The organism is Chryseobacterium sp. AG363 (genome assembly GCF_003610675.1).
Lineage (GTDB): Bacteria > Bacteroidota > Bacteroidia > Flavobacteriales > Weeksellaceae > Chryseobacterium > Chryseobacterium cucumeris.
In genome coordinates this window covers 200,073-222,671 of sequence record NZ_RAQF01000007.1, presented here as the reverse complement: position 1 = coordinate 222,671, position 22,599 = coordinate 200,073, and the positions used below count along the sequence as shown (strand labels likewise).

The window sequence follows — 22,599 nt, the reverse complement described above, 5'->3', positions numbered from 1 at the left end:
CTATTGTTTATATTCGTCTCTTACCTCGGGGCTGTTTTGAAGGCAGACAGGCGATGAATTGGTATCCGGATCCTAATTTGAAAATTTGGTTTTCATTTCTGTATTAAACTGTTGAGATCGGTTTCTGGCAATTGAAAGCGTATTCCAATCTTCATTCTTTATCATTTTCGCAATATAAACAATCTGTCCGATGTGGTAAGGATAGTGAGCCAATTGACGAAGAACGGCATCAATAACCGGATGTGCTTCTCCTCTGATGTACGTTGTGGAATAGAGATTCTCCTCGTTTATTTTATCAAGAGCATCAAAAAAACATTTCCAGCCCTTTTCCCAAAAATCAAGAACCTGTTGTTTAGTGGTAAAAGTATTGACAAATTCTCCATCACGGTTACGCCAGGATTTCTCACCATCTTCAGTCAGGAAATTGGTCCATCTTGAAAGCATATTTCCTGCAAGATGTTTTACAATAATGGCAATAGAATTACTTTCTTCATTATACTGCCAGAACATCTGGTCATATGTTAACTGTTCAAAGGTTTTATCACCAAGAGATTTATAGTATTCAAAGCGTTTTACAAGCAGGTCTTTCATTCTTTCTATTTTATTTCCTAATTTAATAACTTTTAAAACTAAAAACCACCTCAATTGAAGTGGTTTTTTCTATCTGTTTTATTATTATTCTCTGTTTTTCACCAGAACCCAGCCTGTATATTTAATGGCCGTATTCTTTTTATCATTTTCATTCCATGTGATAGAATACCAGTATGTACCTGTAGGGACTCTTCTTCCACCCTGGGTACCATCCCATTTATAGCCATTGGATTTGTCTGCCTGGAAGATTTTATTTCCATAGCGGTCAAAGACATTCATGATCAGGTTTTGTTTGTTCGCTAAGGCTGAATAATCAATCACATCATTTATTCCATCTGCATTCGGGGTAATCACATTGATCAGATTAGGGACAACAATTCCTATTTCTATCGGATCACAGTCATAGGCATCTTTTACATATACTTTATGATCTCCTCTGGAAAGGTTACTGAAAACATTGGAATCCTGCCAGATGATATTATCAATTGAATATTTATAGGCAGGAGTTCCACCTATTACGGATACTGTGATTGTGTTATTCGAAATATCAATCCCGGAAACAACCGGCTGCTCGGAAGGAAGTACTTTTACAGTTTGTGTGGTAACACATTCTCCTGTTTTAAGTTTTACCCAATATACTCCTATTCCTGCTTTAATGGTTTGTGTAGTAGCTCCTGTACTCCACTCGTAACTTTTAAATCCGGGTCCTGCATCCAGCGTAGTCTGGTCTTCTGCACAAATAGTCACATCTTTAAGTTTATCAGAATAGACAGGCGGAATAACGATCAAAGTAACTTTAGCGACATTATAACAACCCTGAGCATTAGAAACCCTTATGTATACAAAACCATTGGGTGCAATGTAATTATTGGGATTCAGGATTTCATTGGTCTGATTAACAGCATCTGTCAATGAAGGATAATATTTTTTTGTCGGATTGGTCTGCCCGGTTACTGAAGCATTGACAAGATTGAAAGAAGCGGTGGCTGGGCTGGCTTCGATGAAACATGATCTCAGGGTTGTTTCATTCACAACCACTACCGGATAAAATTTCAAAGTAATCTGTGCGACTGCAGTACAACCAAATTCTGAGATTACCTTTACATAGATAATTCCTTCTGCAGAAACAAATGCCATTGGGGTGGTAATCTCATTGGTTCCGGCATTGAGATCCGCCATTGTAGGATAGTATTTCTTAGTAACATTTGGGTTTCCAATAACGTCCGCTGTGGTTAAGTCAAATAAAGCAGTCCCTGCATTATTATTGTTACATTGGGTCAAAATCGCATTTTTGGCTGTAATAGAACCATTTTTAAATTTAAATGTTCCAACCTGTTTACATTTATTAAGCGGATTAGATGCATTGGCCGGATCGGTATAATTGATGCTGTAATAATAGACAGTTGTTGTATTGACTGTAATAGGAGCTGTAATAGGATTATTCCCTGTTAAGGCATCATTCTGACTCAGATGATAACTTACCCCAAAATTTTGATTTCCGTTGAGAATTCCGGAGGATAAGGTAGAAAAATCAAACAAAGCTGTAGCAGAGCATATTACAACCTCTCTTGGGTCTGCAGGATTTGCCGCCGGAATACCCGGAGGAATAAATGGCTGAGTCTGAATATTTGGATCGGTAAATGGTGAAGCCAGTGTGGCAGTTCCTCCCCACGTTAAAGAAAACGGTGCTGTAGTAGAACTGGTGCTGCTCACCCAGTTATCGATAAATAAATAATAAGTCTGTCCCGGCAAAACATCAAGATATCTGCAATAAGGAGTTAAAGAACCTCCTGCAGCACTTAAAAGCGTACTTGTCATATTTAATCCTGTTGCAGGACCAGGCCCAATAACGGTTGCCGCATTACAACGAATAGGTGATCCCAGACTTCCACAGTTTACATTGGGACCAAAAATTGCCCAGTCGTAATCAGCATCCGGATTATTAGGAACCAGATCGAAGGTAAGCGTTCCTCCTGTAGCAATTGTAATTTTATACCAGATTGAATTGTGCTCCCCTGTAAAGTCTATGCAGCTTCCTGAGTTAACCAATTCTTTTATATTACCATACCCAGTAGGGCTATACGTGATATTTGAATTTCCGCAAACGGAAAGAGCGGTAGCACAATCGGCCTGAGCATAGAAAGTATGAGAGAGACATAGAAGTATAAAAAGTAAAAGTTTTCTCATAGATTGAATGTTTTTATGGTTATAGCACTTATACATTGCATTGATAATCAATGCACATCAAATATAACTTTATTTTAATTAAAAACAATAAAATCTAAACAATTTTAAACTATTACAAATTAAAACATTAAATAATTCAAAATAATCTACATTATATCAAATTATACAACAAATAATCAAATACACAATATTTATTTTATACTTGTAATATTTCCACAGAGATTTTCCAGGTGAAATATTTTATGGAAAGGACTTTTTACTTCTCTTAAATGTTCTTTATCCTGAATGAAGGTATATCGTGAAGCAATAGAATTCATATCGGAAACAATGACCAGCCAGCATTCATCTACTGAGGTGTCATAATATGGGAATTTTTCATTCTTTTTTTCGATGAGTTCCAGAATCTTTTCTGAGCATAGTTCATCAAACAGATTCATGCTGTATTCATGGGTTATGAATACATTTCTGCGATGGAAAGATTTTCTTACACTTTTTACACATCCCACTCCTTTATTTTTTTTGATGCTCTTATAAATGCTGATGATATTTTCCTGTTGTATTTCCAGATTATCAAATTTGGTTTCCGGGTGGAATTCTAAAAAATAAACACCACGATATTTCGTAGTGTCTTCCTGTTCTAATAATATTTCTGCCTGACGGAACATTTTATTCAAAGTACTTTCTACTTTTTTCATTTCCAGATGATTGATTACTTCAGTCAGTTCTATTCCGATTTTTTTGTCGTTTAATTTGGCGATAAAGTCTGGACTCTCGCAGGTAAGGTTTTCAAATTTCACTTCGGGAAAATGATGCATAAAAGAATTGAGAAGCAGAATCTCGGATTTCTTTCTGTATTTTTCACGGTCATGCAGCGGAGATTCATCTATGGTACGGTGATACTTTTCCATTGGCTTTTTTTTCAAATGCCGATTAAGGTAGTATAAGCTAAGATTCTTTATCAGATCTTCTTCAGAAAACGTCTTTTTCATGTGTGATTTTTTTATTTAATTAAAGAACACATGCAGCCAATGGCTTTCATCATTAAAAGTTTTTGATAATCAAAAATTTACCCTCTTAAAGGTAAGTAAAAAAACAATTCAATACTTAGTTTTTTTTATTAATTTATCGATTAATTAATGTAAAGTTTATTTTCATAATTAATACCTTTGCCTTTTTAAACACAAACCCACATTTATGGATTTCAGGAATTTCAGAATACCTTACACGATTAATCCTCAATATTCAAAAAAAGCCGTTTATTTCTCAATGGAATTTGCTCTTGAGCAGGTACTGAAAATATATTCGGGTGGACTTGGCTTTCTGGCAGGATCTCACATGAGAAGTGCTTATAATCTTAAGCAGGATCTTATTGGAATCGGTATCCTATGGAAATTTGGTTATTATGACCAGGCAAGAAACCACGATCAGACTTTACAACCTGTATGGACGAGAAAGATGTACAGTTTTCTTGAAGACACCGGAATAAAATTCCAAATTGAAATCCATAGTGCTCCGGTTTGGGTAAAAGTTTGGTACCTTGATCCTGAAATTTTCAATACGGCACCCATGTTTTTCCTTTCTACAGATGTTCCGGAAAATGATCATGTTTCCAAAACAATCTGTCACAAGCTGTATGATGCGAATGAATCTACAAAACTTGCTCAATATATTTTATTGGGGAAAGGAGGAGCCAAGCTACTGGATGAAATGAACATTGAGAGAGAGGTTTACCATCTTAATGAAGCTCATGGACTTCCGGCAGCCTTTTATCTTCTGAGAAAATATAACGGAGATCTTGATAAAGTTAAAGAAAAACTGGTTTTCACCACTCATACTCCTGAAGAAGCTGGTAATGAAAAGCACAGCTTCAGATTATGTTATGACATGTCCTATTTTTCGGGATACAGCATGGAAGAAGTGAAAAAGATTGAAGGATCTGATGATGACCGTTTCAATCACTCTCTCTGTGCATTAAGAATGGCAAGAATGGCCAATGGCGTTTCACAGCTTCATGGAGTCGTTTCCAGAGCCATGTGGAATAAATATCCGGGAATCTGTGAAATCACTTCTATTACTAATGCTCAGGAATTTAAATATTGGTCTGATAAACCTTTATACAATGCAAAAGATGAAAATGATGCCACTGCTTTCGATTTCCGTAAGAAATATTTAAAGAAAAAACTGTTCAGTATTGTTGCCGATCAAACAGGAAATTTATTTAATCCTAATATCTTTACGATTGTATGGGCAAGAAGATTTGCAGGCTACAAAAGAGCAGAGCTTCTTTTGCATGATAAGGAGAGATTCTACAGACTTCTGAACCATCCCAAATATCCGGTACAGATCATCTGGGCAGGAAAACCTTACCCAATGGACTACTCTGCTATTTCCACCTTCAATACACTGGTGGAAGAAAGTAAAAATCATAAAAATATAGCTGTTCTTACAGGCTACGAGCTTTCTTTAAGTAAGTCTCTAAAACAAGGTTCTGATGTATGGCTTAATAACCCAAGAGTTCCAAGGGAAGCTTCCGGAACTTCTGGTATGACGGCTGCTATGAACGGCTCTGTCAATTTATCCACAGACGACGGCTGGATTCCGGAATTTGCCAAACACGGAGAAAATTCTTTCGTTGTTCCTAAAGCAGATTATCAGAATATGAGCATTTATGAACAGGATAATTATGATTTAAATACATTATATGAAATCCTTGAAAACGAAATTCTTCCCACGTATTATGATCGCCCTGATGAATGGAGAAAAATTCAGCATAATGCCATGAATGATGTGAAAGATCATTTCAACAGCGACAGGATGGCGGATGAATACTACCGGATCCTCTATAATAATCAAAAATAGAATTAATAAGTAATGTCTTGAACACACCTGAATCCGGTATGTTCAAGACTTGTATCAGGGCTGCTTTTCATACGCCGGGCCACCCTGTATCCACTGCAATAGCTATCATTGCATAAAAAGCTTCCTCCACGAAGGCTGCGCTTTACACTATAAGGTTCCTGAGGGTCATAAGACTTGTCAGCACCCTTCGGATTTAGAGCCATTGTGCCTTCCAGTTTTTTATAGTAATCATAATTATATAAATCGCTGCACCATTCCCAAACATTTCCCGCCATATCATACAATCCATATCCATTGGCTTTAAATGATTGTACAGGTGCAAGGGTACTATAACCGTCTTTCTTTTCATTGAGGTACGGAAACTTTCCTTCCCAGCTGTTTGCTTTAGGAGTTCCTTCATTGACGGGTTCATTTCCCCATGGATATATATTATTTTTTAATCCGCCCCGTGCTGCAAATTCCCATTCTGCTTCTGTGGGCAAACGTTTACCGGACCATTTACAATAAGCCTGTGCATCATCCCAGCTTATATGTACTACAGGATAGTTGTCTTTTCCTTCAATATTGCTTCCCGGTCCCTCAGGATGTTTCCAGCTAGCACCTTTTACCCATTTCCACCATTGGTTGTAATCATTCAGATCCACAGGTCCGCTGGTAGGTTTAAATACTAATGAAGCAGCTACCAATATACTATCCGGAGGTTTCGGAGTACCCTTAGGAAGGTTTTTTTTTAATTCGTCCCAATCGGGTTTACGTTCTGCCGTTGTGATATAGCCTGTAGCATTTACAAATTTATTAAACTGTGCATTCGTCACTTCTGTTATATCCATATAAAACAGAGAAACCTTCACTCTATGTTTAGGGTATTCATCTGGATCAGCCTGACTATTATCGCCTCCCATATCAAACTCTCCTCCAGGGATTAGCACCATTGCTTCCAGAGAAGTTTTTCCATTAAAACTGATATGAGAAGAATCTGTTGTCCCTAATCTCTTCGGAATAGTCATGCAGGTATGCCCGGGTTTATTTCCCACAGGTTCTACGGCTTTATTTTTGCTACAGGAACATACCAAACTTAATACTCCTGTACAAATTATCATCTTTATGGAAAACATCATCTTTATCTGAATATTTACAGTTTTTTATGATTTCGGTTTACTGTATCTCCATCCTTTTTTCAACTGAAGTGAAAGCTGATTGACTAATTTTTTAGAAGAAACTTCTTCAGCAATATTTATATTTTCATCAGGATCATTTTTATGATCATAAAGTTCTCTGGCCAGATAGTCTCCGGGCTTTTCCGTTTCTTTATTCCATTCGAACCATTCTACATATCGGTACCGGTCGGTACGGATCGCATATCCCATTCTTTCTACATTTTGCACACCTCTCGTTTTTACTCCGAATCTGCCTAATAAAAACTGGCTGTAGGCTGCTGCTTTCCAATTACGTTCAGGATCCGAAAGCAAAGGTTTCATACTGATTCCCTGAAGATAATCGGGAATTTTTATTCCGCTCATATCACATAAAGTAGGATAAATATCAACAAACTCTGTAAGTGCATTGCTTGATTTTCCTTTTGCCTTTACTCCTGCCCCGCTGATAATAAGCGGCACTCTGGTATCAATCTCGTAATTGCTCTGTTTACACCAACTGTTATGCTCTCCAAGTTTCCAGCCATGGTCTCCCCACAATACAATAATGGTATTTTCACTCAGTCCTAATTCATCCAAGGCTTTTAAAAGCCTGCCTATCTGAGCATCTGTATAAGAGACAGAGGCATAGTAAGCATGGAGAATTTCCTTTTGCTTTTCCAAATCATATGGCTTTTCCGATGGTAAAGGCAGGTCTGATCTGTCCGTATACCCTCTCAGTTCAGCATCACCATGTACGGCAAATTCCGGAGCATTTTCAGGTATGAATTGATTTTTCGCAAGAGGTATGTCGTTTCTGTTATACAAGTCCCAGTATTTTTTAGGAGCGTTAAATGGCAAATGCGGACGGTAATAACCTACTGAAAAAAAGAAAGGTTTATCTTTTCCTTTTAATTCTTTCAGCTTTTGAATGGCCATGGTTGTTTGCGCTCCATCATAATAGGCATCATCATCAACGTCTGCCATTTCAACAGAATTAGCCTTTGTATAGATAAATCCATAAGCATCCGGTTTTCCTTTTCCTATTTTCTCAAGGGCAAGCTCCTTTTCTTTCTGAATCATCTTGTTTTTCTCCAGCTGATACACTGCGTCCGGATCAAAAGGGTATCCATTTACATGAAGTTCTTCATTCCAGGATTTATCATCAGGTAAAGTGTTATGAAAGGTTTTTCCAATTCCTACTGTATAATAACCATTATTTTTAAAGATCTGCGGAAGGGTTACTATATCCGGCAGATTTTTCCTGAAATCTGTCTGAAGATCCCATACACGAACGGAATCTGGTCTTAGACCTGTCAGAAGGCTTGCTCTCGAAGGATTACATACCGCCTGCTGACAGTATGCCCTATTAAAGATTACTCCTCTTGCTGCAAGTTTGTCCATATTAGGAGTTTTTATAACTGTATTTCCATAGCAGCCCATTTCTGGTCTTAAATCATCAATAGGAATAAACAGGATATTGGGTCTTGTTTGCTTGATAGCGGATCTTACACTTTTTTTAGGTTTGGGATTATCTTTATTAAAGCTTACACCTCTCACCGCCATGCAATTACAAATCAATATAATGAATACTATTTTTAAAAAGTTGAAATTCTTCATGAGGTATAATTTTCTTTTATTGATAAGACTTATTTGTTATCAGCTTATTTTTCACTTCTTTCCATCCTTTTTTACGTTGTTCAGAAAGCTTTTCCAGAATGTCTTTATTTTCGGGATAAACTGCTATATTGAAATTCTCCTTCGGATCTGAGGTAAGATTATAAAGTTCCCGTGCCACAAGTTCCCCCGGTTTTTGGGTTACTTTATCCCAATAGTACCATTCTATCAGATGATAGCTTTTGGTCACCATTGAATATCCCATGTAATTTTTTTTATTAAGATCTATTCCTTCTCCGGCAGGGCGTAAGAACTGACTGAATACTGCTCCTTTCCATTCGACACTATTTTCATTCAGAAGCTTTTTAAAACTTATGCCTTGCAGATAAGCAGGTGTTTCTATTCCTGCGAGATCACAGAGGGTAGGATAAAGATCTACCATCTCTACCAGTTCATTGTTTTTACTTCCCGGATTTTTCATTCCAGGTGCATATACAATAAGAGGAACACGGGTATCATTTACATAATTAGTCTGCTTGCCCCAGGCGTTATGCTCACCCAGTTTCCAGCCATGGTCGCCCCATAATACAATAATGGTATTGTCCATTAGTTTTTGTTTTTCCAGCTCATCTACAAGCCGCCCAATACAGGCATCAACATAACTTACAGAAGCATAATACCCATGTTTGAGCATTCTGGCTTCCTTTTCAGGCATCCGGAAGTAGGCAGGATGTTTTACGTATTCCAGATCATAGCAAGCAGTCATCTCTCTTTGGTTATACATAGCCATACTTGGTGCGTTGAACGGAATAAAATTGTTATCCGCCATAGGTATTTGCATAGGATCATAAAGATCCCAGTACTTTTTGGGAGCTACAAAAGGTAAATGCGGCCTGAAATACCCCAATGCAAGGAAGAAGGGTTTCTTTTTATTTTTAATACGGTTGATGGTCTGAATAGCAAGTGATGTCTGAGCTCCGTCATACAGCGAATCATCAGGACAGTCTGCAACTTCTACAGAACGTCCGTATGCCCAGCCATTCCCATATCTTTTAGGATCTTTGGCTAATCTTTCCAATCTTTTGGCAGCAAGCTCAGCTTTAAGTTCACCACTGAAATAAAAAGATTCCGGATCTCTGTCTATCATATTTTTAACGGCATATCCTTCAGGACGGAGATCCGGTTCACGAAAAGAGATAGAATCAGGCATATGATTATGAAAAATCTTTCCGATAGATACTGTATGATAATTGAATTTTTCAAATTGCTGGGGAATCGTTACCACATCAGGATGTATTTTACGAAATTCTTCTCCCAGCACCCATACCTTAGTGGAATCCGGCCGTAAACCCGTTAAGGCACTGGCTCTGGAAGGGGCACAAACTGCTACCTGACAATATGCATTTGTAAAAGTTGTACCTCTTCTTGCCAGCTTATCTATATTGGGTGTTTTAATGGTTGAATTACCGTAAACTCCCAGTTCCGGCCTCAGGTCATCAACGACAATAAAAATTACATTGGGCTTAGACTTTTTTTGTGATTGTCCTGCAATTATATTAAATGATAAAATCAATAGAAGAATATAAACTGATTTTAAAGTTGAAACTCTGAACATATCAATTAGTTTTAAAAACCAGCCTTGTAAGAATGTGAGTTGCACCGTAATAGTAAAGAAAAAATCCCCAAGGCTGTTATTGATTAAATATTGAAAAAAGAAAAACTTTAAACATCCACAAAACATTAAGAATTCTTTTTCATCATTTGTGTTTTGAATCGAAATAAGATAATGAGTTATGAATGTGATGCGAATTTGCAACAAAAAACTACAAACTCTAGCAAAGTGAACTACAGCATATATACATCAATAACACAAAACACACATTTACAAGTATTTAAAATAAAATAAACAACATCAAAATACAGGAAAAATTGCATAAAAAAACAAAACCAGCTAATTTTCTCATTACTTCTTTTGCCTATTTATTGTTCGAAACAGATAAAATATAGGATATGAAATAAAAAAAATCCGGAAAGTTTTTCTTTCCGGATGATGAATTACTTATTTTTCTTTTTCGATGGTACTTTCATACCTTTTTCCCGCGCTTCAGAAATACCAATGGCTACGGCTTGTTTTCTGCTTGTTACTTTCTTTCCGGAAGAAGACTTTAATTTTCCTTCCTTGAATTCGTGCATTACCTTTCCTACTTTGTCCTGAGCTTTTTCTGAATATTTAGTCTTGCTCATGATCAGATTTTTTTTAAGATTTTGGCAGGGATACCCCTAATTCATAGACACACGCATGTTTCAAATATTTTGAACGCTCTCTCGATGTTACCGATTCAAAATGATCATTTTTGATCACAATAATCGGGTCTTCCGCATTTTCAATCTCAAAATTGGCTAAATACCTTTCATCCGGTGGAGATTGTTGCAGTTTTGCTTTTATTTTCTGCAGCTCATCTGCATATTTTCTAAATCCCGGATCTGAGGAATGGATAAATTTATACTCATCGCCTGCATACACATAGTAATGAATTTTTTTCTCTATCAACCCCGCCTCATCAGTAATTTCGGGATTATCATTTCCGTCTCTAAAAACGACTTCCACCAATGTTCCTCCTTTTTTATGGGCACATTCTTCAGCGTCTTTAAAACTGGAAAAACCTGTATAAACAATCTGATCGTTCAATACATAACGGTTCAGTTTCTGGTTGTATGCATTCGTTTCCATAATTATTATTTCATTTGATTTATACTTGTTATATATTCAATTTTTTTGCCAAATTGCCTTTTTAAAGAAATTTCATTAATGAATATTTTCAATTACTTCAGATTCGAAAACTAAAAAACATTTTCCTGAAAGAGTAAGAAAAAATGATATCAGGTCGCGATTTTTATTTTATATGGTTATGTAAGTAAGAATTATTAAATTTGGAATCATTAAAATTGAAAATGAAAAAACTCCTTTTAACTCTTACTGTTGCTGCTGTATTTCAAAATGTCTCAGCACAGGAAATTACTTTAGATAAAATATATTCAGGATATTACCGTGGAAAAGGGATTGCAGGAATCTCTTCTATGAAAAACGGAGAAAACTATCTTGTAATTGAACCTTCGGGAATTGCAAAATATTCTTACAAAACTTCACAGAAGGAAGGAAATCTTGTGGATGGAAGGTTTGAAAGCTATATTTTTTCTGATGATGAATCTAAAATCCTTTTACAGACAGGAAGCCAGCCTATTTACAGACATTCTTTTCTGGGGAAATTTGATGTAAAAGATTTAAAATCCGGGAAAGTAATCAGCCTTAATGAAGGAAAACCGGTTCAGGAGCCTACATTTTCACCGGATGCTACAAAAGTGGCCTTTATTGCTGACAATAATCTTTTCTATCAGGATCTTAGCTCCGGAAAAATCACACAGATTACTACGGATGGTAAAAAGAACTCTATCCTGAATGGTTTGGCAGACTGGGTATATGAAGAAGAATTCGGGCATGCAAGACAATATGAGTGGACAAAAAATTCTGATGCTATCGTATTTGTGAAGTCTGATGAAAGCCAGGTTCCGGAAATCTATATTCCCATTTATGGAAAAAACCTTTATCCGGCTGAAATGCGTTATAAATATCCAAAAGCAGGTGAGAAAAACTCTGTAGTTTCAGCACAGCTATACCGTCTTGATAACGGAAAAACAATGCAGCTGAACTTAGGTTCTTTCAAAAACTATTATATTCCGAATGTATTCCAGACTGCAAAACCGGACGAAATTGTTTTAATTACGTCTGAAAGGATACAAAACGCTTCGGATATCTTAAAGGTAAATACCAAAACAGGAGCAGTTCAGAAGTTATTTACTGAAACGGATGATAAATGGATTGATACAGACAGTCCTACTCTTGAATTCCTTGAAGATGATTCCTTCCTTTGGGCTTCTGAGAGAGACGGAAACCGTCACCTGTACTGGTATGACAAAGATGGTAAGTTGAAAAAACAGATCACAAAAGGAAACTGGGAGGTAACGGATTATTATGGTTTTAATCCAAAATCTAAAGAAATTTACGTTCAGACAACTGAAAAAGGAAGCATTAATAAGGTGATTTCCAAAGTAAATATTGACAACGGAAAAACTCAGCTGATCTCTAATGCAGAAGGAAACAACTCTGCAAACTTCAGTAAAAACTATAATTATTTCATTGAAACATCTTCTACAGCATCTAAACCTTATACCTATGTTTTAAAAGACGGTAACGGAAAAGCGGTAAAAGAACTTCAGAACAACAATGACCAGTTACAGAAACTAAAAGCTGATAATTTTGTTGAAAAAGAATTCATTACGATTCCAAACGCTGTAGGTGATCAGATGAATGCCTGGATCATGAAGCCTAAAAACTTTGATCCGAACAAGAAATATCCTTTATTTATGTTCCAGTATTCCGGACCTGGATCTCAGCAGGTTGCCAACTCATGGGACAACGGAAACGCCATGTGGTTCAATCACCTTGTACAAAAAGGATATATTGTTGCTTGTGTAGACGGCCGTGGAACAGGCTATAAAGGAGCAAAATATAAGAAAGTAACCTATATGAATTTAGGAAAATATGAGATCGAAGATCAGATCACAGCAGCCAAGTGGTTCGGGAATCAATCTTATATTGACAAGAGCCGAATCGGAATGTTCGGATGGAGCTTCGGTGGTTATATGACAAGTTTGGCAATGACTAAAGGAGCTGATGTCTTCAAAGTGGGAATTGCTGTAGCACCGGTAACCAACTGGAGATATTACGACTCTGTATACACAGAAAGATTTATGAGAACACCTCAGGAAAACCCGGATGGATATGATAAAAATTCTCCTACGGAATATGCTAATCTGTTGAAGGGGAAATTCCTTCTGATTCACGGAACGGCTGATGATAACGTTCACTTCCAGAATTCTATGGAGTTCTCTGAAGCTTTGATTCAAAACAAAAAACAGTTTGATTTCATGGCTTATCCTGATAAAAACCACGGAATTTACGGTGGACTGACAAGACCTCAGTTATACCAGAAAATGACGGATTTCATCCTGAATAATCTATAATATTAAATTTATAACTCATAAAAAATCCCTTTCAGAAATTCTGAAAGGGATTTTTATTATTTAGGGTATTTCACCGCTTTATCCAGTTCTATAGGATTATTAAAGGCTTTTAACTTTTTTCTTTCGTTGGCTTCTGCGGGTTTCAGCTGTTCTTTGGAGAGAATTGTACCATCATCAAGCTGTAATTTTTGTCCTTCGCGCATGGTCAGATTTCCATTCAAGACATATTTAAAGGGATTGGAATAGAGGTCCAGCCTTAGTTTATTTAAATCTTTCTGAGTAACGGGAATTGCTCTGGATATAGAGGCATTTAATGAATTACGTTGATATTCATCCGGAATCTTTTCACTCTTAATTACATTAAAATAATAATTCTTTTTTGTATCATACAATTCCATAATCAATCCCGGTAATCCGTTAAACTTATAAGGTCCGTAGGGCATTGGGATATCTTTAGTAAACCATGCGATCCAGTTTCTTCCTCCGAACTGTGTAGTAGCTTTTTGAAGTTGGAAATTACTGGAAATCTTTATACTGTCTGTAATATTCCAATGTTGCTTCGTTTCTTCAGACAGTCTATAAAAATTCACATCTCCAATATATTCATAGTTTTGGTATATATTATCATCCTTCTTTTTTATTAAAAAAGAAGTCAATCTATTACCTTTAAATCCATAGTGCCCGGTAGCGGTAAATACTGAATCATTAATATAATTGAGTCTGTTGTAATACGCTATATCCTCTTTTGTGATATCCAGATAATAATTTTCCCTGGTAATATCTTTTGAGGTTGAATCTTTCTTGTATTTCACCTCATAGATGAACCTGTTGTTCTGGGAAAAAAACATTACAGTTCCCAGCAATATAAATAATAAGCTTTTCATAACAATTTAATTTTCGGATAATAATTCCGGGATAAAGAATTCCAGATCTGCTCTTTCATACTGAACCGGGTATTCCGTGTCATTGATAAAGATATTGGGTGTAAAATGCACCCCATTGCTGCTTACCCATTCTTCATGTCCTTTTAATAATGCAAGTGCATTCTCTGAACTTCCAAAATATTTAGAATACTTATGATACCAGCCACTTTTGTCTTCATTATAGCCCTGAACATCATACCAGCTGCTCAACGCTTCCAGAAATTCTATTTTATTTTCACTATTGATATAAATATTGGTAAGGTTGACATGAACCGTTCTATTATCAAGATCATCCCTGCTAAGATCTATATCAAAGAAAATATTGATTCTCAACTCATTAGAATACTTTTTTACCAGCTTTAGAAAAACAGGATAAAATTCTTTGCAATGTTTACAAAAAGGATTGGTAATAAAGGTTAAAGTTTGATCTGCTTTTTCATTTCCAAACACAAAAGCGTTCGAAAAATCTTTATTCTCAACTTTTTTCTGTAAAGACAAATTATTTTTGAAAAACTGATAGTTTCTCCTGAATTTCAGATTTCTTTTTAGGGTATTTTCATCTTTCTGTCCCTTCTTATTTTTTATCCTAAAATTCATCAAAACAATGAGCGAACCTAAACTTCCTATTAGAAACAGAACAACAGTTATGTCCGGTTTTTTACTGGTAAATGAGATAAGATTGGCAGCCACCAGCTGAATACATACTGAGGTTATGATTACCATGCAGACAGGACAATACTTTTTAACAACAAATACCTGATAGAATAAGGATAAGAAAGCAACGGGTATGAATGCAAATAATCCATATTGATAGATCTCAAAAAAGAATTCAATATTTTTTATCAGACTCAATAAAATAAAACACACGATCTGACTGGTAAAAAACAGCAGTGAAATCTCAGATAAATCTATTTTATTAAAAATCTTCCATTTTTTCGAATTAAAAACCAGGTCACAATCCGTATTCTGATAATTGCTTTTACATACTCCAACCGGTATGAATGTTCCTTTCCCATGCGTTTTTTTGTAGGCTTCACGGGCAAATATGAATCCGATAAGTCCTGTAGCCGCAAAGATCAGTTTCAAAACCAGATTGGAATCATCATAAACGAAAAGGAACAGAAACAGCAGCGTTACAATTCCCCAGTTAATGTATGTATAATCTAGTTTTAATTTTGTATTGAACTGCTCCTCAGGCTTTTCTATAATAAGTATTATATTTTCCCATTCTGAAAAAAAATCTTCCGTTTGAGAACCATTGACTGTTATTTTATCACCTATATTATTCACCACTGCCAATTCTCCTTTTACTAAAGCCAGAAAATCCTCAGGTAAAATATCTTTTTCATCATTATCAATTCTGTAACTGTAATTTTCAATATTGAAAAAATGTAAAGCATCAGAAAATGCCAGAAGGCTTGGAAAATTGGGATGCCCTTCCAATTGAAGTTCAAACTCATCCTTATCAATATGTATTTTATTATCATCCAGGTAATTGATAACAGCAGTATAGCTTTTGCGTGTCATTTTACTATAACTTTTTGTATTTTAAAAAAAATAGCAACAGTTTCCTGTTGCCATTTTAAAAGATTTACTTTAATTACCCACAACAAAAAGTACCGTTGCAATACGAATCACCATTCCCATTATGAGTATTTGCACATGCTGCATTGGTACATGCACATCCTGCATCCGAAATAGGATCTTCCTCTCTTAATCCCCCTTTAATGGTTTTCAACTCATTTCGGGATAAACTTCCTTTCATCTTTTTTAAATTGATCTTTTTCATAATAAATGTTTTTTTAATTACGTGTCACTATTGACATAGGCGAAAATAGAAAACAAATATCACTCACAAAGGAAATACATATGCATATTTTATGTTTATTCATTGTATTTTAATTTGTGAAATATGTACAAGTTTTTAAATAAAGAAAACCTGTCTGCACATTCATTTTTCTTATTTATGTCATTAATCATTTACGCAGCTATTATTTATTTTATCAATTAAAATTAAAAAGCTATTTTTGGGAAATTTGAAAATTGATTATATGAAGACTAAACATCCTAAAGGGCTGCCCTATCTCTTTTTTACAGAAATGTGGGAGCGTTTCGGGTACTACCTGATTCTTGGAATCTTTGTTCTCTATGTTATTGAGCCTACAGGCATGAAGGGCGGACTTGGACTTCCGGATAAAACTGCTGATGACATTTTCGGAACTTATATTGCCTTAACTTATCTGACTCCCTTTATTGGAGGATTCCTGGCAGACAGAGTGTTAGGGTATATTAAATCTATTTATCTTGGAGGTTTTTTAATGGCTGCAGGATATATAGGTATGGGAGTTTTTAAAGATTTACCCCTGTTTTATACCTCTCTGGCATTAATTATTATTGGAAATGGTTTCTTTAAACCTACTATTTCAACTCTCTTAGGAAATCTTTACTCTGAAGAACCTTATAAAGCGAATAAAGACTCCGGGTATAATATTTTCTATATGGGAATCAATATCGGGGCATTTATCTGTAATATTATTGCCGCTTTCATGCGTAATAAATTCGGTTGGGGTGAAGCTTTTATCACTGCGGGTGTAGGAATGCTTATCGGAATGGTTATTTTTACCATCGGAAGAAAGCATTACATTCATGCTGCACAGATGAAACCTGTACAGGAAGGTGATACAAAACTTTCAGAGATTCTGATCAAAGTATTTGTTCCTGCTATCGTTGCCGGAGCAATAGGTTGGTTTATTCCTGATAATATTTTCGGAAGTGACAGTACAGATGCCTTTATTTTTGCATGTGTACCGGTTATTTATTTCTATGCATCACTTTACTTTAAAGCTAAACCTGATGAAAAAGCCTCTATCGGAGCATTACTTTCTGTATTCCTGATCAGTATGTTCTTCTGGGCGGTTTTCAAACAAAACGGTACAGCATTGACAAGATGGGCTAATTATTACACGGACAGAAGTGTTCCTGCTTCTCTTGAAAAGCCATTGGAGGAAATTTATATGGTGGAAGGGAAAAACTATGAAGATAAAGAAGTTCCGGTTTATGACAATCAGTTCCGTTCTCAAAAAGATGATAATGGGGAGACTAAAAAGGAAATGGGGAAAGATGTTTATTTTAAGAACATATCCCCAGAGCAGCGTGCTGCTCTTGAGAAAAACCCTGAAAACAAAGTTTATCTGTACAATACAGAACTGTTTCAGTCTATCAATCCGTTCTGGGTTATTGCGCTAACTCCGGTTATTGTAGGATTCTGGGCATTGTTGAGAAGAAAAGGAAAAGAACCATTGACGCCTACCAAGATTGTTTTAGGTTTATTTATTTCAGGACTTTCCTGCCTTGTCATGGTTTTAGCCGTAATGGCCGGAGACAATGGCGCTGTAAAAGTATCTCCTCTATGGCTGGTTGCCAGCTACGGAGTCATTACTATCGGGGAGCTATGCCTGTCTCCAATGGGGCTTTCTTTTGTCTCTAAACTTTCTCCTGCAAGGATTACAGCATTGATGATGGGAGGATTTTTCCTGGCCAACTCTGTGGGAAATAAGCTTTCAGGAATCCTGGCAAGTACATGGTATAACTATGAAAACAAGACGAATTATTTCCTTGTAAACTTCGCTTTGTTAATATTTGCTACACTTTTAGGTCTTTCTATGTTAAAAAGGCTAAATAGAATTATGACAGAAAAAGGGCATTAAAATCCTTAATATTATAAAGAAAAGTAAGCTGCGGAAGAGTCCCGCAGCTTTTTTATTTAAAAATAAAATTAAAACCTTGCCAAAAACCCAAAATAAACTATATTTGTCAGTCTTAACAAAAATTAACAATAGAAATGGATAATATTGAAGCATTGAGTCCGAAACCGGATGAATTTGTAGAGAATAAGAATTCCAGGCATCCTAAAGGATTATGGGTTCTTTTCGGAACAGAAATGTGGGAGCGTTTCAACTTTTATGGAATGAGAGCTCTTTTGACGCTCTTCATGGTAAATTCCTTATTAATAAAAGAAGCTGATGCAGCGATCATCTATGGTGGATTTCTAGCTTTATGTTATTTAACACCTCTTTTGGGAGGATTTATTGCTGATAAATATATCGGAAACAGATACGCGATTATCATTGGTGGATCATTAATGGCTATTGGCCAGTTCTTGCTATTTATCAGTGCCTCTACCTTCTCAGCAGATATCGGAAGCGCCAAACTTATCATGTGGCTGGCATTATTCGTGATCATTTTTGGTAACGGATTCTTCAAACCGAATATTTCCTCTATGGTGGGAAGCCTTTATCCAAAGCAGGAAAAATCTAAACTGGATTCCGCTTTCACTATTTTCTACATGGGGATCAACATCGGAGCTTTCCTTGGTCAGTTTATCTGTCCATACGTAGGTGACGTAAAAGATGCTGCAACCGGAGTAAGAGATATCTTCGCATTCAAATGGGGATTCCTGGCAGCTTCTATCGCAATGGTTATCGGAACGGTAACATTCTTTATCCTTAAAAACAAATACGTAGTAACTCCGGAAGGAAGGCCTATCGGAGGATTACCAAAAAATAATACAAGTGCTGACTTTGAAGAAGGAGAAACGCAGACTGCTAAATTCTCTGGCCAGGCTTTAGGAATCACTGGTGGAATATTTGTAGTTTTATTCTTCCTTTTCAGATATCTTCTTGTAGGTGAGTTTGGATTCAATTCTGTAGAAATGGGGCAATTGATTAAAGGAATCATTTACCCATTCATCTATTCAGCGGGTATTTCTCTTGCCTTCTTAATTATGTCTTCTGCTGAAAATAAGGTTGAAAGACAGAGAATCTGGGTAATCTATATCGTATCATTCTTTATTATTTTCTTCTGGGCTGCGTTCGAGCAGGCTGGATCTTCATTAACATTTATTGCAGATAACCAAACTGACAGAAACATTTTCGGATGGAATATGCCGCCTTCAATGGTTCAGATCTTCAACGGAATCTTCGTTGTTATTCTGGCTGTTCCTTTCAGTTTAATCTGGGACAAGTTAAGAGCTAAAGGAAAAGAGCCGGTATCTCCGTTCAAACAGGCAATGGGATTAGCACTGATCGCTCTTTCTTATTTCATCATTGCACACAATGTAAAAGATCTTGGAAACTCAGGTTTATTGGCCATCAAATGGTTAATGTTACTCTATTTCATCCAGACATGTGGTGAGCTTTGTCTTTCTCCAATCGGTTTATCATTGGTTGGTAAACTGGCTCCGAAAAGATTTGCTTCATTATTATATGGTGTTTTCTTCATTTCTAACGCTGCTGGTTATGCATTAGCAGGTTCATTAGGAGCACTTATCCCTGCAACAGGTGATAAATTCAAGAAAGCTGAAGAAATGGGTGTTAATCTGCAGGATGTTTTAGATAAAAAAGTGACCCTGACAGCGGATCAGGTGGCTGCTTTTGATAAAGCTCAGTTACCATTACACAACCCTACTTTTGTAGGATTCGAAATCCATAACTTATTTGAATTCTTCATGGTATTCGTAGTACTTTGTGGGATTGCTTCTGTAATTTTAGGATTAATTTCACCTATCTTAAAGAAAATGATGCATGGTGTAAACTAATGTATCAACAAAATATCATAAAACCTCTGCCAAGTCAGAGGTTTTTTTTATTTTCGTATGATGGAAATTTCCGAAGATTCTTTATTCCAATCCGTAAAGGAAATCATTAGGCAGTCGCGCGAAAAAGTGTTTCGTATAGCGAATTCTACTCTACTGCTCACTTACTGGCAGATTGGAAAATTGATTGTTGAAGATGAACAACAGGGAAAAGAACGCGCAGAATACGGAAAATATACGCTGAAAAAACTTTCTCAGAAACTTACCTTAGAATTTGGAAAAGGATTTGATGAAAGTAACTTAAGAAACATGCGCTCTTTTTATCATGCATTTCCAATATGTGACGCATTGCGTCACGAATTGAGCTGGACCCATTACAGATTACTGATAAGGCTTGACAATGCTGATAAAATGAATTACTATCTCAATGAATCCGTTCAAAATAACTGGAATTACAGAGATCTTAAAAGACAAATCAATTCGCTTGCTTACGAAAGGGTTTTGGAACATAAAAAATCTTCTCCGGAAACTATTCACAGTGTTTTAAAAGATCCTTATATTTTTGAGTTTCTTGGATTAAAAGCTGATGAACAATTTTCTGAAAAAGAAATTGAAACAGCCATTATTGATCATATTCAAAAGTTTTTACTAGAGTTCGGAAAAGGCTTTGCCTTTGTAGCCAGACAACAACATATTTCTACGGATACATCAGACTTCTATATTGATCTTGTCTTCTATAATTACATCTTAAAATGCTTTGTCATTATTGATTTAAAAACAGGAGAACTTTCTCATCAGGATATAGGACAGATTGATATGTATGTAAGAATGTATGATGATCTGAAACGCAGTGAAGGAGATAATCCGACCATCGGAATTTTATTATGTTCAGAAAAAGATGAGACCATTGTAAAATACTCCGTTTTGAATGATAAAAATAATTTATTTGCCAGCAAATATCTGCTGTACCTCCCAAAAGAAGAAGAATTAAAACAAATTATTGACCAGGACAGAATCCGCTTTGAACTGGATCAGAAAGATAAAAACCCTTAATTAGAACTTAATCATATATCATTATGAGCTTAACTTTAGATGAAATACAAAATTTCAAAGGAAAGTATCCCAGACAAATCTGGAGCCTGTTTTTCTCTGAAATGTGGGAACGTTTCTGTTTCTACGGAATGCGTGGAATGCTGGTTTTCTTTATGATCTCACAGCTTAATTTCCATGAAAAAGAAGCCAACCTTCAATATGGTGCCACCCAGGCTTTTGTTTATGCCTTTACCTTTGTGGGAGGTCTTTTTGCTGATAAAATTTTAGGATTCCGAAAATCTTTGTTCTGGGGCGGTTTGCTGATGATCGTAGGAAGTTTAATCCTGGCTACCGATCCCCATAAATTCTTTTTCTTAGGAATAGCATTCACCGTAGTAGGTACCGGTTTCTTCAAACCTAATATTTCATCTATGGTGGGACAGCTTTACAAGCCTAATGATTCAAGAGCAGATGCAGGTTTCTCACTTTTCTATGCAGGAATTAACCTTGGAGCATTGCTAGGCGGTTATTTATGTATTGCCATTGGTAAAGGAGAATTCTTAAGCAACATTATTGCAGAAGAAATGAGGTGGCATATTGCTTTTGGTCTTGCTTCAATAGTAATGGTAGTAAGCTTAATTAATTTTGTATTTACACAAAGAACATTAGGGACTATCGGTTTACAGCCGGGACATCCTTTAGCAGAAGTAAAAACAGCTCCAATACCCAAATGGAAAGAATACGGAGTATATGTTTTGTCATTGGTTTTTGTACCCATCATCATGACCATGGTAGCCAAGACAGAGTATACAGATTATTTTATGTGGACCATCGGGCCTTTAACTTTAATCTATCTGTTCTATGAAATGTCTAAAGTAACAGCTTCTGAGCGCAAAAAACTTTGGGCAGCTTTGGTTTTCATTATATTCTCCATTATCTTCTGGGGAATCTATGAGCAAAGCGGAGGTTCTTTAAGTATTTTCGCAGCTAAAAATCTGAATAAAGATCTTTTTGGATTAGACCCAAATGGAGTGAATAACTCAGGAGGAGCTTTCTTCATTATTTTCCTTGCCCCATTGATCGGACTTCTATGGATCTGGCTGAACAAAAGAAAAATTGAACCCAACACGATTATCAAATTCGGATTAGGATTTATTTTCTTAGGATTAGGATATTATGTTTTATTTGCAACGCGCCTCTTCGCAGACCTTCAGGGAATCACTTCACTGAACTTCTTCACACTGGCATTGCTTATTATTACCCTTGGGGAATTATGCCTTTCTCCTATCGGTTTATCCATCATGACCAAGCTTTCTACCAAGAATCTTCAGGGAATGATGATGGGAATGTGGTTTCTTGCATCAGCGTATGGGCAGTATGTTGCAGGAATTATTGGGGCCAGTCTTGCCACAGCCAAAGAAGGTTCTACCAACTATGATGAATTGATCACTTATACTGATGGATATAAACAATTAGGATTATATGCGGTAATTGCCGGAGTGGTATTAATTTTGATATCTCCGTACGTGAAAAAATTAATGCAAGATGTAAAATAAAAAATAAGTAATTATGCTTATTTTTA

General features: G+C 36.1%; 17 protein-coding genes. 6 read left to right on the top strand and 11 right to left on the bottom strand.

Going from position 1 to position 22,599, the window contains the following annotated elements:
• Positions 1-72: 72 nt before the first annotated feature.
• The 3 genes from DEU39_RS22580 to DEU39_RS22570 form a co-directional block, all read right to left on the bottom strand.
• Complete coding sequence (locus DEU39_RS22580; protein ID WP_183037464.1) at positions 73-591, bottom strand: DUF1572 family protein; 519 nt, start codon at positions 589-591, stop codon at positions 73-75.
• An 84-nt stretch (positions 592-675) separates the two neighbouring features.
• On the bottom strand, positions 676-2,778 hold the full coding sequence (locus tag DEU39_RS22575; RefSeq protein WP_120233463.1) for a T9SS type B sorting domain-containing protein: 2,103 nt from the start codon (positions 2,776-2,778) through the stop codon (positions 676-678).
• A gap of 191 nt (positions 2,779-2,969) precedes the next feature.
• Positions 2,970-3,767: a hypothetical protein gene (locus DEU39_RS22570; RefSeq protein WP_062675481.1), complete on the bottom strand. Its 798-nt coding sequence runs from the start codon at positions 3,765-3,767 to the stop codon at positions 2,970-2,972.
• A 205-nt stretch (positions 3,768-3,972) separates the two neighbouring features.
• On the opposite strand from DEU39_RS22570, the gene glgP reads away from it, so the two are divergent.
• Positions 3,973-5,637, top strand: a complete 1,665-nt coding sequence (gene glgP, locus DEU39_RS22565) for an alpha-glucan family phosphorylase (RefSeq protein WP_062675482.1) — start codon at positions 3,973-3,975, stop codon at positions 5,635-5,637.
• Between the two features lie 2 nt (positions 5,638-5,639).
• Here the strand turns inward: glgP and DEU39_RS22560 are convergent, their stop codons facing one another.
• From DEU39_RS22560 to DEU39_RS22540, 5 genes are all read right to left on the bottom strand, one after another.
• The gene (locus tag DEU39_RS22560) at positions 5,640-6,737 is read right to left on the bottom strand and encodes a formylglycine-generating enzyme family protein (RefSeq protein WP_228436882.1); all 1,098 of its coding nucleotides are present in this window, start codon (positions 6,735-6,737) and stop codon (positions 5,640-5,642) included.
• A gap of 42 nt (positions 6,738-6,779) precedes the next feature.
• A complete protein-coding gene (locus DEU39_RS22555; RefSeq protein WP_228436880.1) occupies positions 6,780-8,390 on the bottom strand; it encodes a sulfatase in 1,611 nt (536 codons plus the stop codon).
• A gap of 16 nt (positions 8,391-8,406) precedes the next feature.
• Positions 8,407-10,002, bottom strand: a complete 1,596-nt coding sequence (locus DEU39_RS22550) for a sulfatase (protein ID WP_183037463.1) — start codon at positions 10,000-10,002, stop codon at positions 8,407-8,409.
• Positions 10,003-10,442: 440 nt separating this feature from the next.
• A complete protein-coding gene (locus DEU39_RS22545; RefSeq protein WP_062675486.1) occupies positions 10,443-10,631 on the bottom strand; it encodes a DUF6496 domain-containing protein in 189 nt (62 codons plus the stop codon).
• A 13-nt stretch (positions 10,632-10,644) separates the two neighbouring features.
• Complete coding sequence (locus DEU39_RS22540; RefSeq protein ID WP_062675487.1) at positions 10,645-11,118, bottom strand: hypothetical protein; 474 nt, start codon at positions 11,116-11,118, stop codon at positions 10,645-10,647.
• A gap of 221 nt (positions 11,119-11,339) precedes the next feature.
• Here DEU39_RS22540 and DEU39_RS22535 point away from each other — a divergent pair, with 221 nt between their 5' ends.
• Positions 11,340-13,469 (top strand): S9 family peptidase, encoded by a 2,130-nt coding sequence (locus DEU39_RS22535; protein ID WP_120233443.1) that lies wholly within the window; start codon positions 11,340-11,342, stop codon positions 13,467-13,469.
• A gap of 56 nt (positions 13,470-13,525) precedes the next feature.
• Here the strand turns inward: DEU39_RS22535 and DEU39_RS22530 are convergent, their stop codons facing one another.
• The 3 genes from DEU39_RS22530 to DEU39_RS22520 all read right to left on the bottom strand — a co-directional run bounded on the left by DEU39_RS22530 (position 13,526) and on the right by DEU39_RS22520 (position 16,181).
• Positions 13,526-14,353, bottom strand: coding sequence for a GLPGLI family protein (locus DEU39_RS22530; RefSeq protein WP_120233442.1), 828 nt, complete (start codon positions 14,351-14,353; stop codon positions 13,526-13,528).
• A gap of 6 nt (positions 14,354-14,359) precedes the next feature.
• Complete coding sequence (locus DEU39_RS22525; RefSeq protein ID WP_120233441.1) at positions 14,360-15,919, bottom strand: vitamin K epoxide reductase family protein; 1,560 nt, start codon at positions 15,917-15,919, stop codon at positions 14,360-14,362.
• A 73-nt stretch (positions 15,920-15,992) separates the two neighbouring features.
• Positions 15,993-16,181 carry a hypothetical protein gene (locus DEU39_RS22520; RefSeq protein ID WP_120233440.1) on the bottom strand — a complete coding sequence of 63 codons (189 nt, stop codon included), beginning with the start codon at positions 16,179-16,181 and terminating at the stop codon, positions 15,993-15,995.
• A 262-nt stretch (positions 16,182-16,443) separates the two neighbouring features.
• Between DEU39_RS22520 and DEU39_RS22515 the strand changes: the two genes are divergently transcribed.
• The 4 genes from DEU39_RS22515 (at position 16,444) to DEU39_RS22500 (ending at position 22,573) form a co-directional block, all read left to right on the top strand.
• Positions 16,444-18,099 carry a peptide MFS transporter gene (locus tag DEU39_RS22515; RefSeq protein ID WP_120233439.1) on the top strand — a complete coding sequence of 552 codons (1,656 nt, stop codon included), beginning with the start codon at positions 16,444-16,446 and terminating at the stop codon, positions 18,097-18,099.
• Positions 18,100-18,233: 134 nt separating this feature from the next.
• On the top strand, positions 18,234-19,988 hold the full coding sequence (locus DEU39_RS22510) for a peptide MFS transporter (RefSeq protein WP_120233438.1): 1,755 nt from the start codon (positions 18,234-18,236) through the stop codon (positions 19,986-19,988).
• Between the two features lie 57 nt (positions 19,989-20,045).
• Entirely contained in the window at positions 20,046-21,038 is a 993-nt protein-coding gene (locus tag DEU39_RS22505; RefSeq protein ID WP_120233437.1) for a YhcG family protein, read from the top strand.
• 23 nt (positions 21,039-21,061) lie between these two features.
• Entirely contained in the window at positions 21,062-22,573 is a 1,512-nt protein-coding gene (locus tag DEU39_RS22500; RefSeq protein ID WP_062675494.1) for a peptide MFS transporter, read from the top strand.
• The last annotated feature ends 26 nt before the right edge of the window (positions 22,574-22,599 follow it).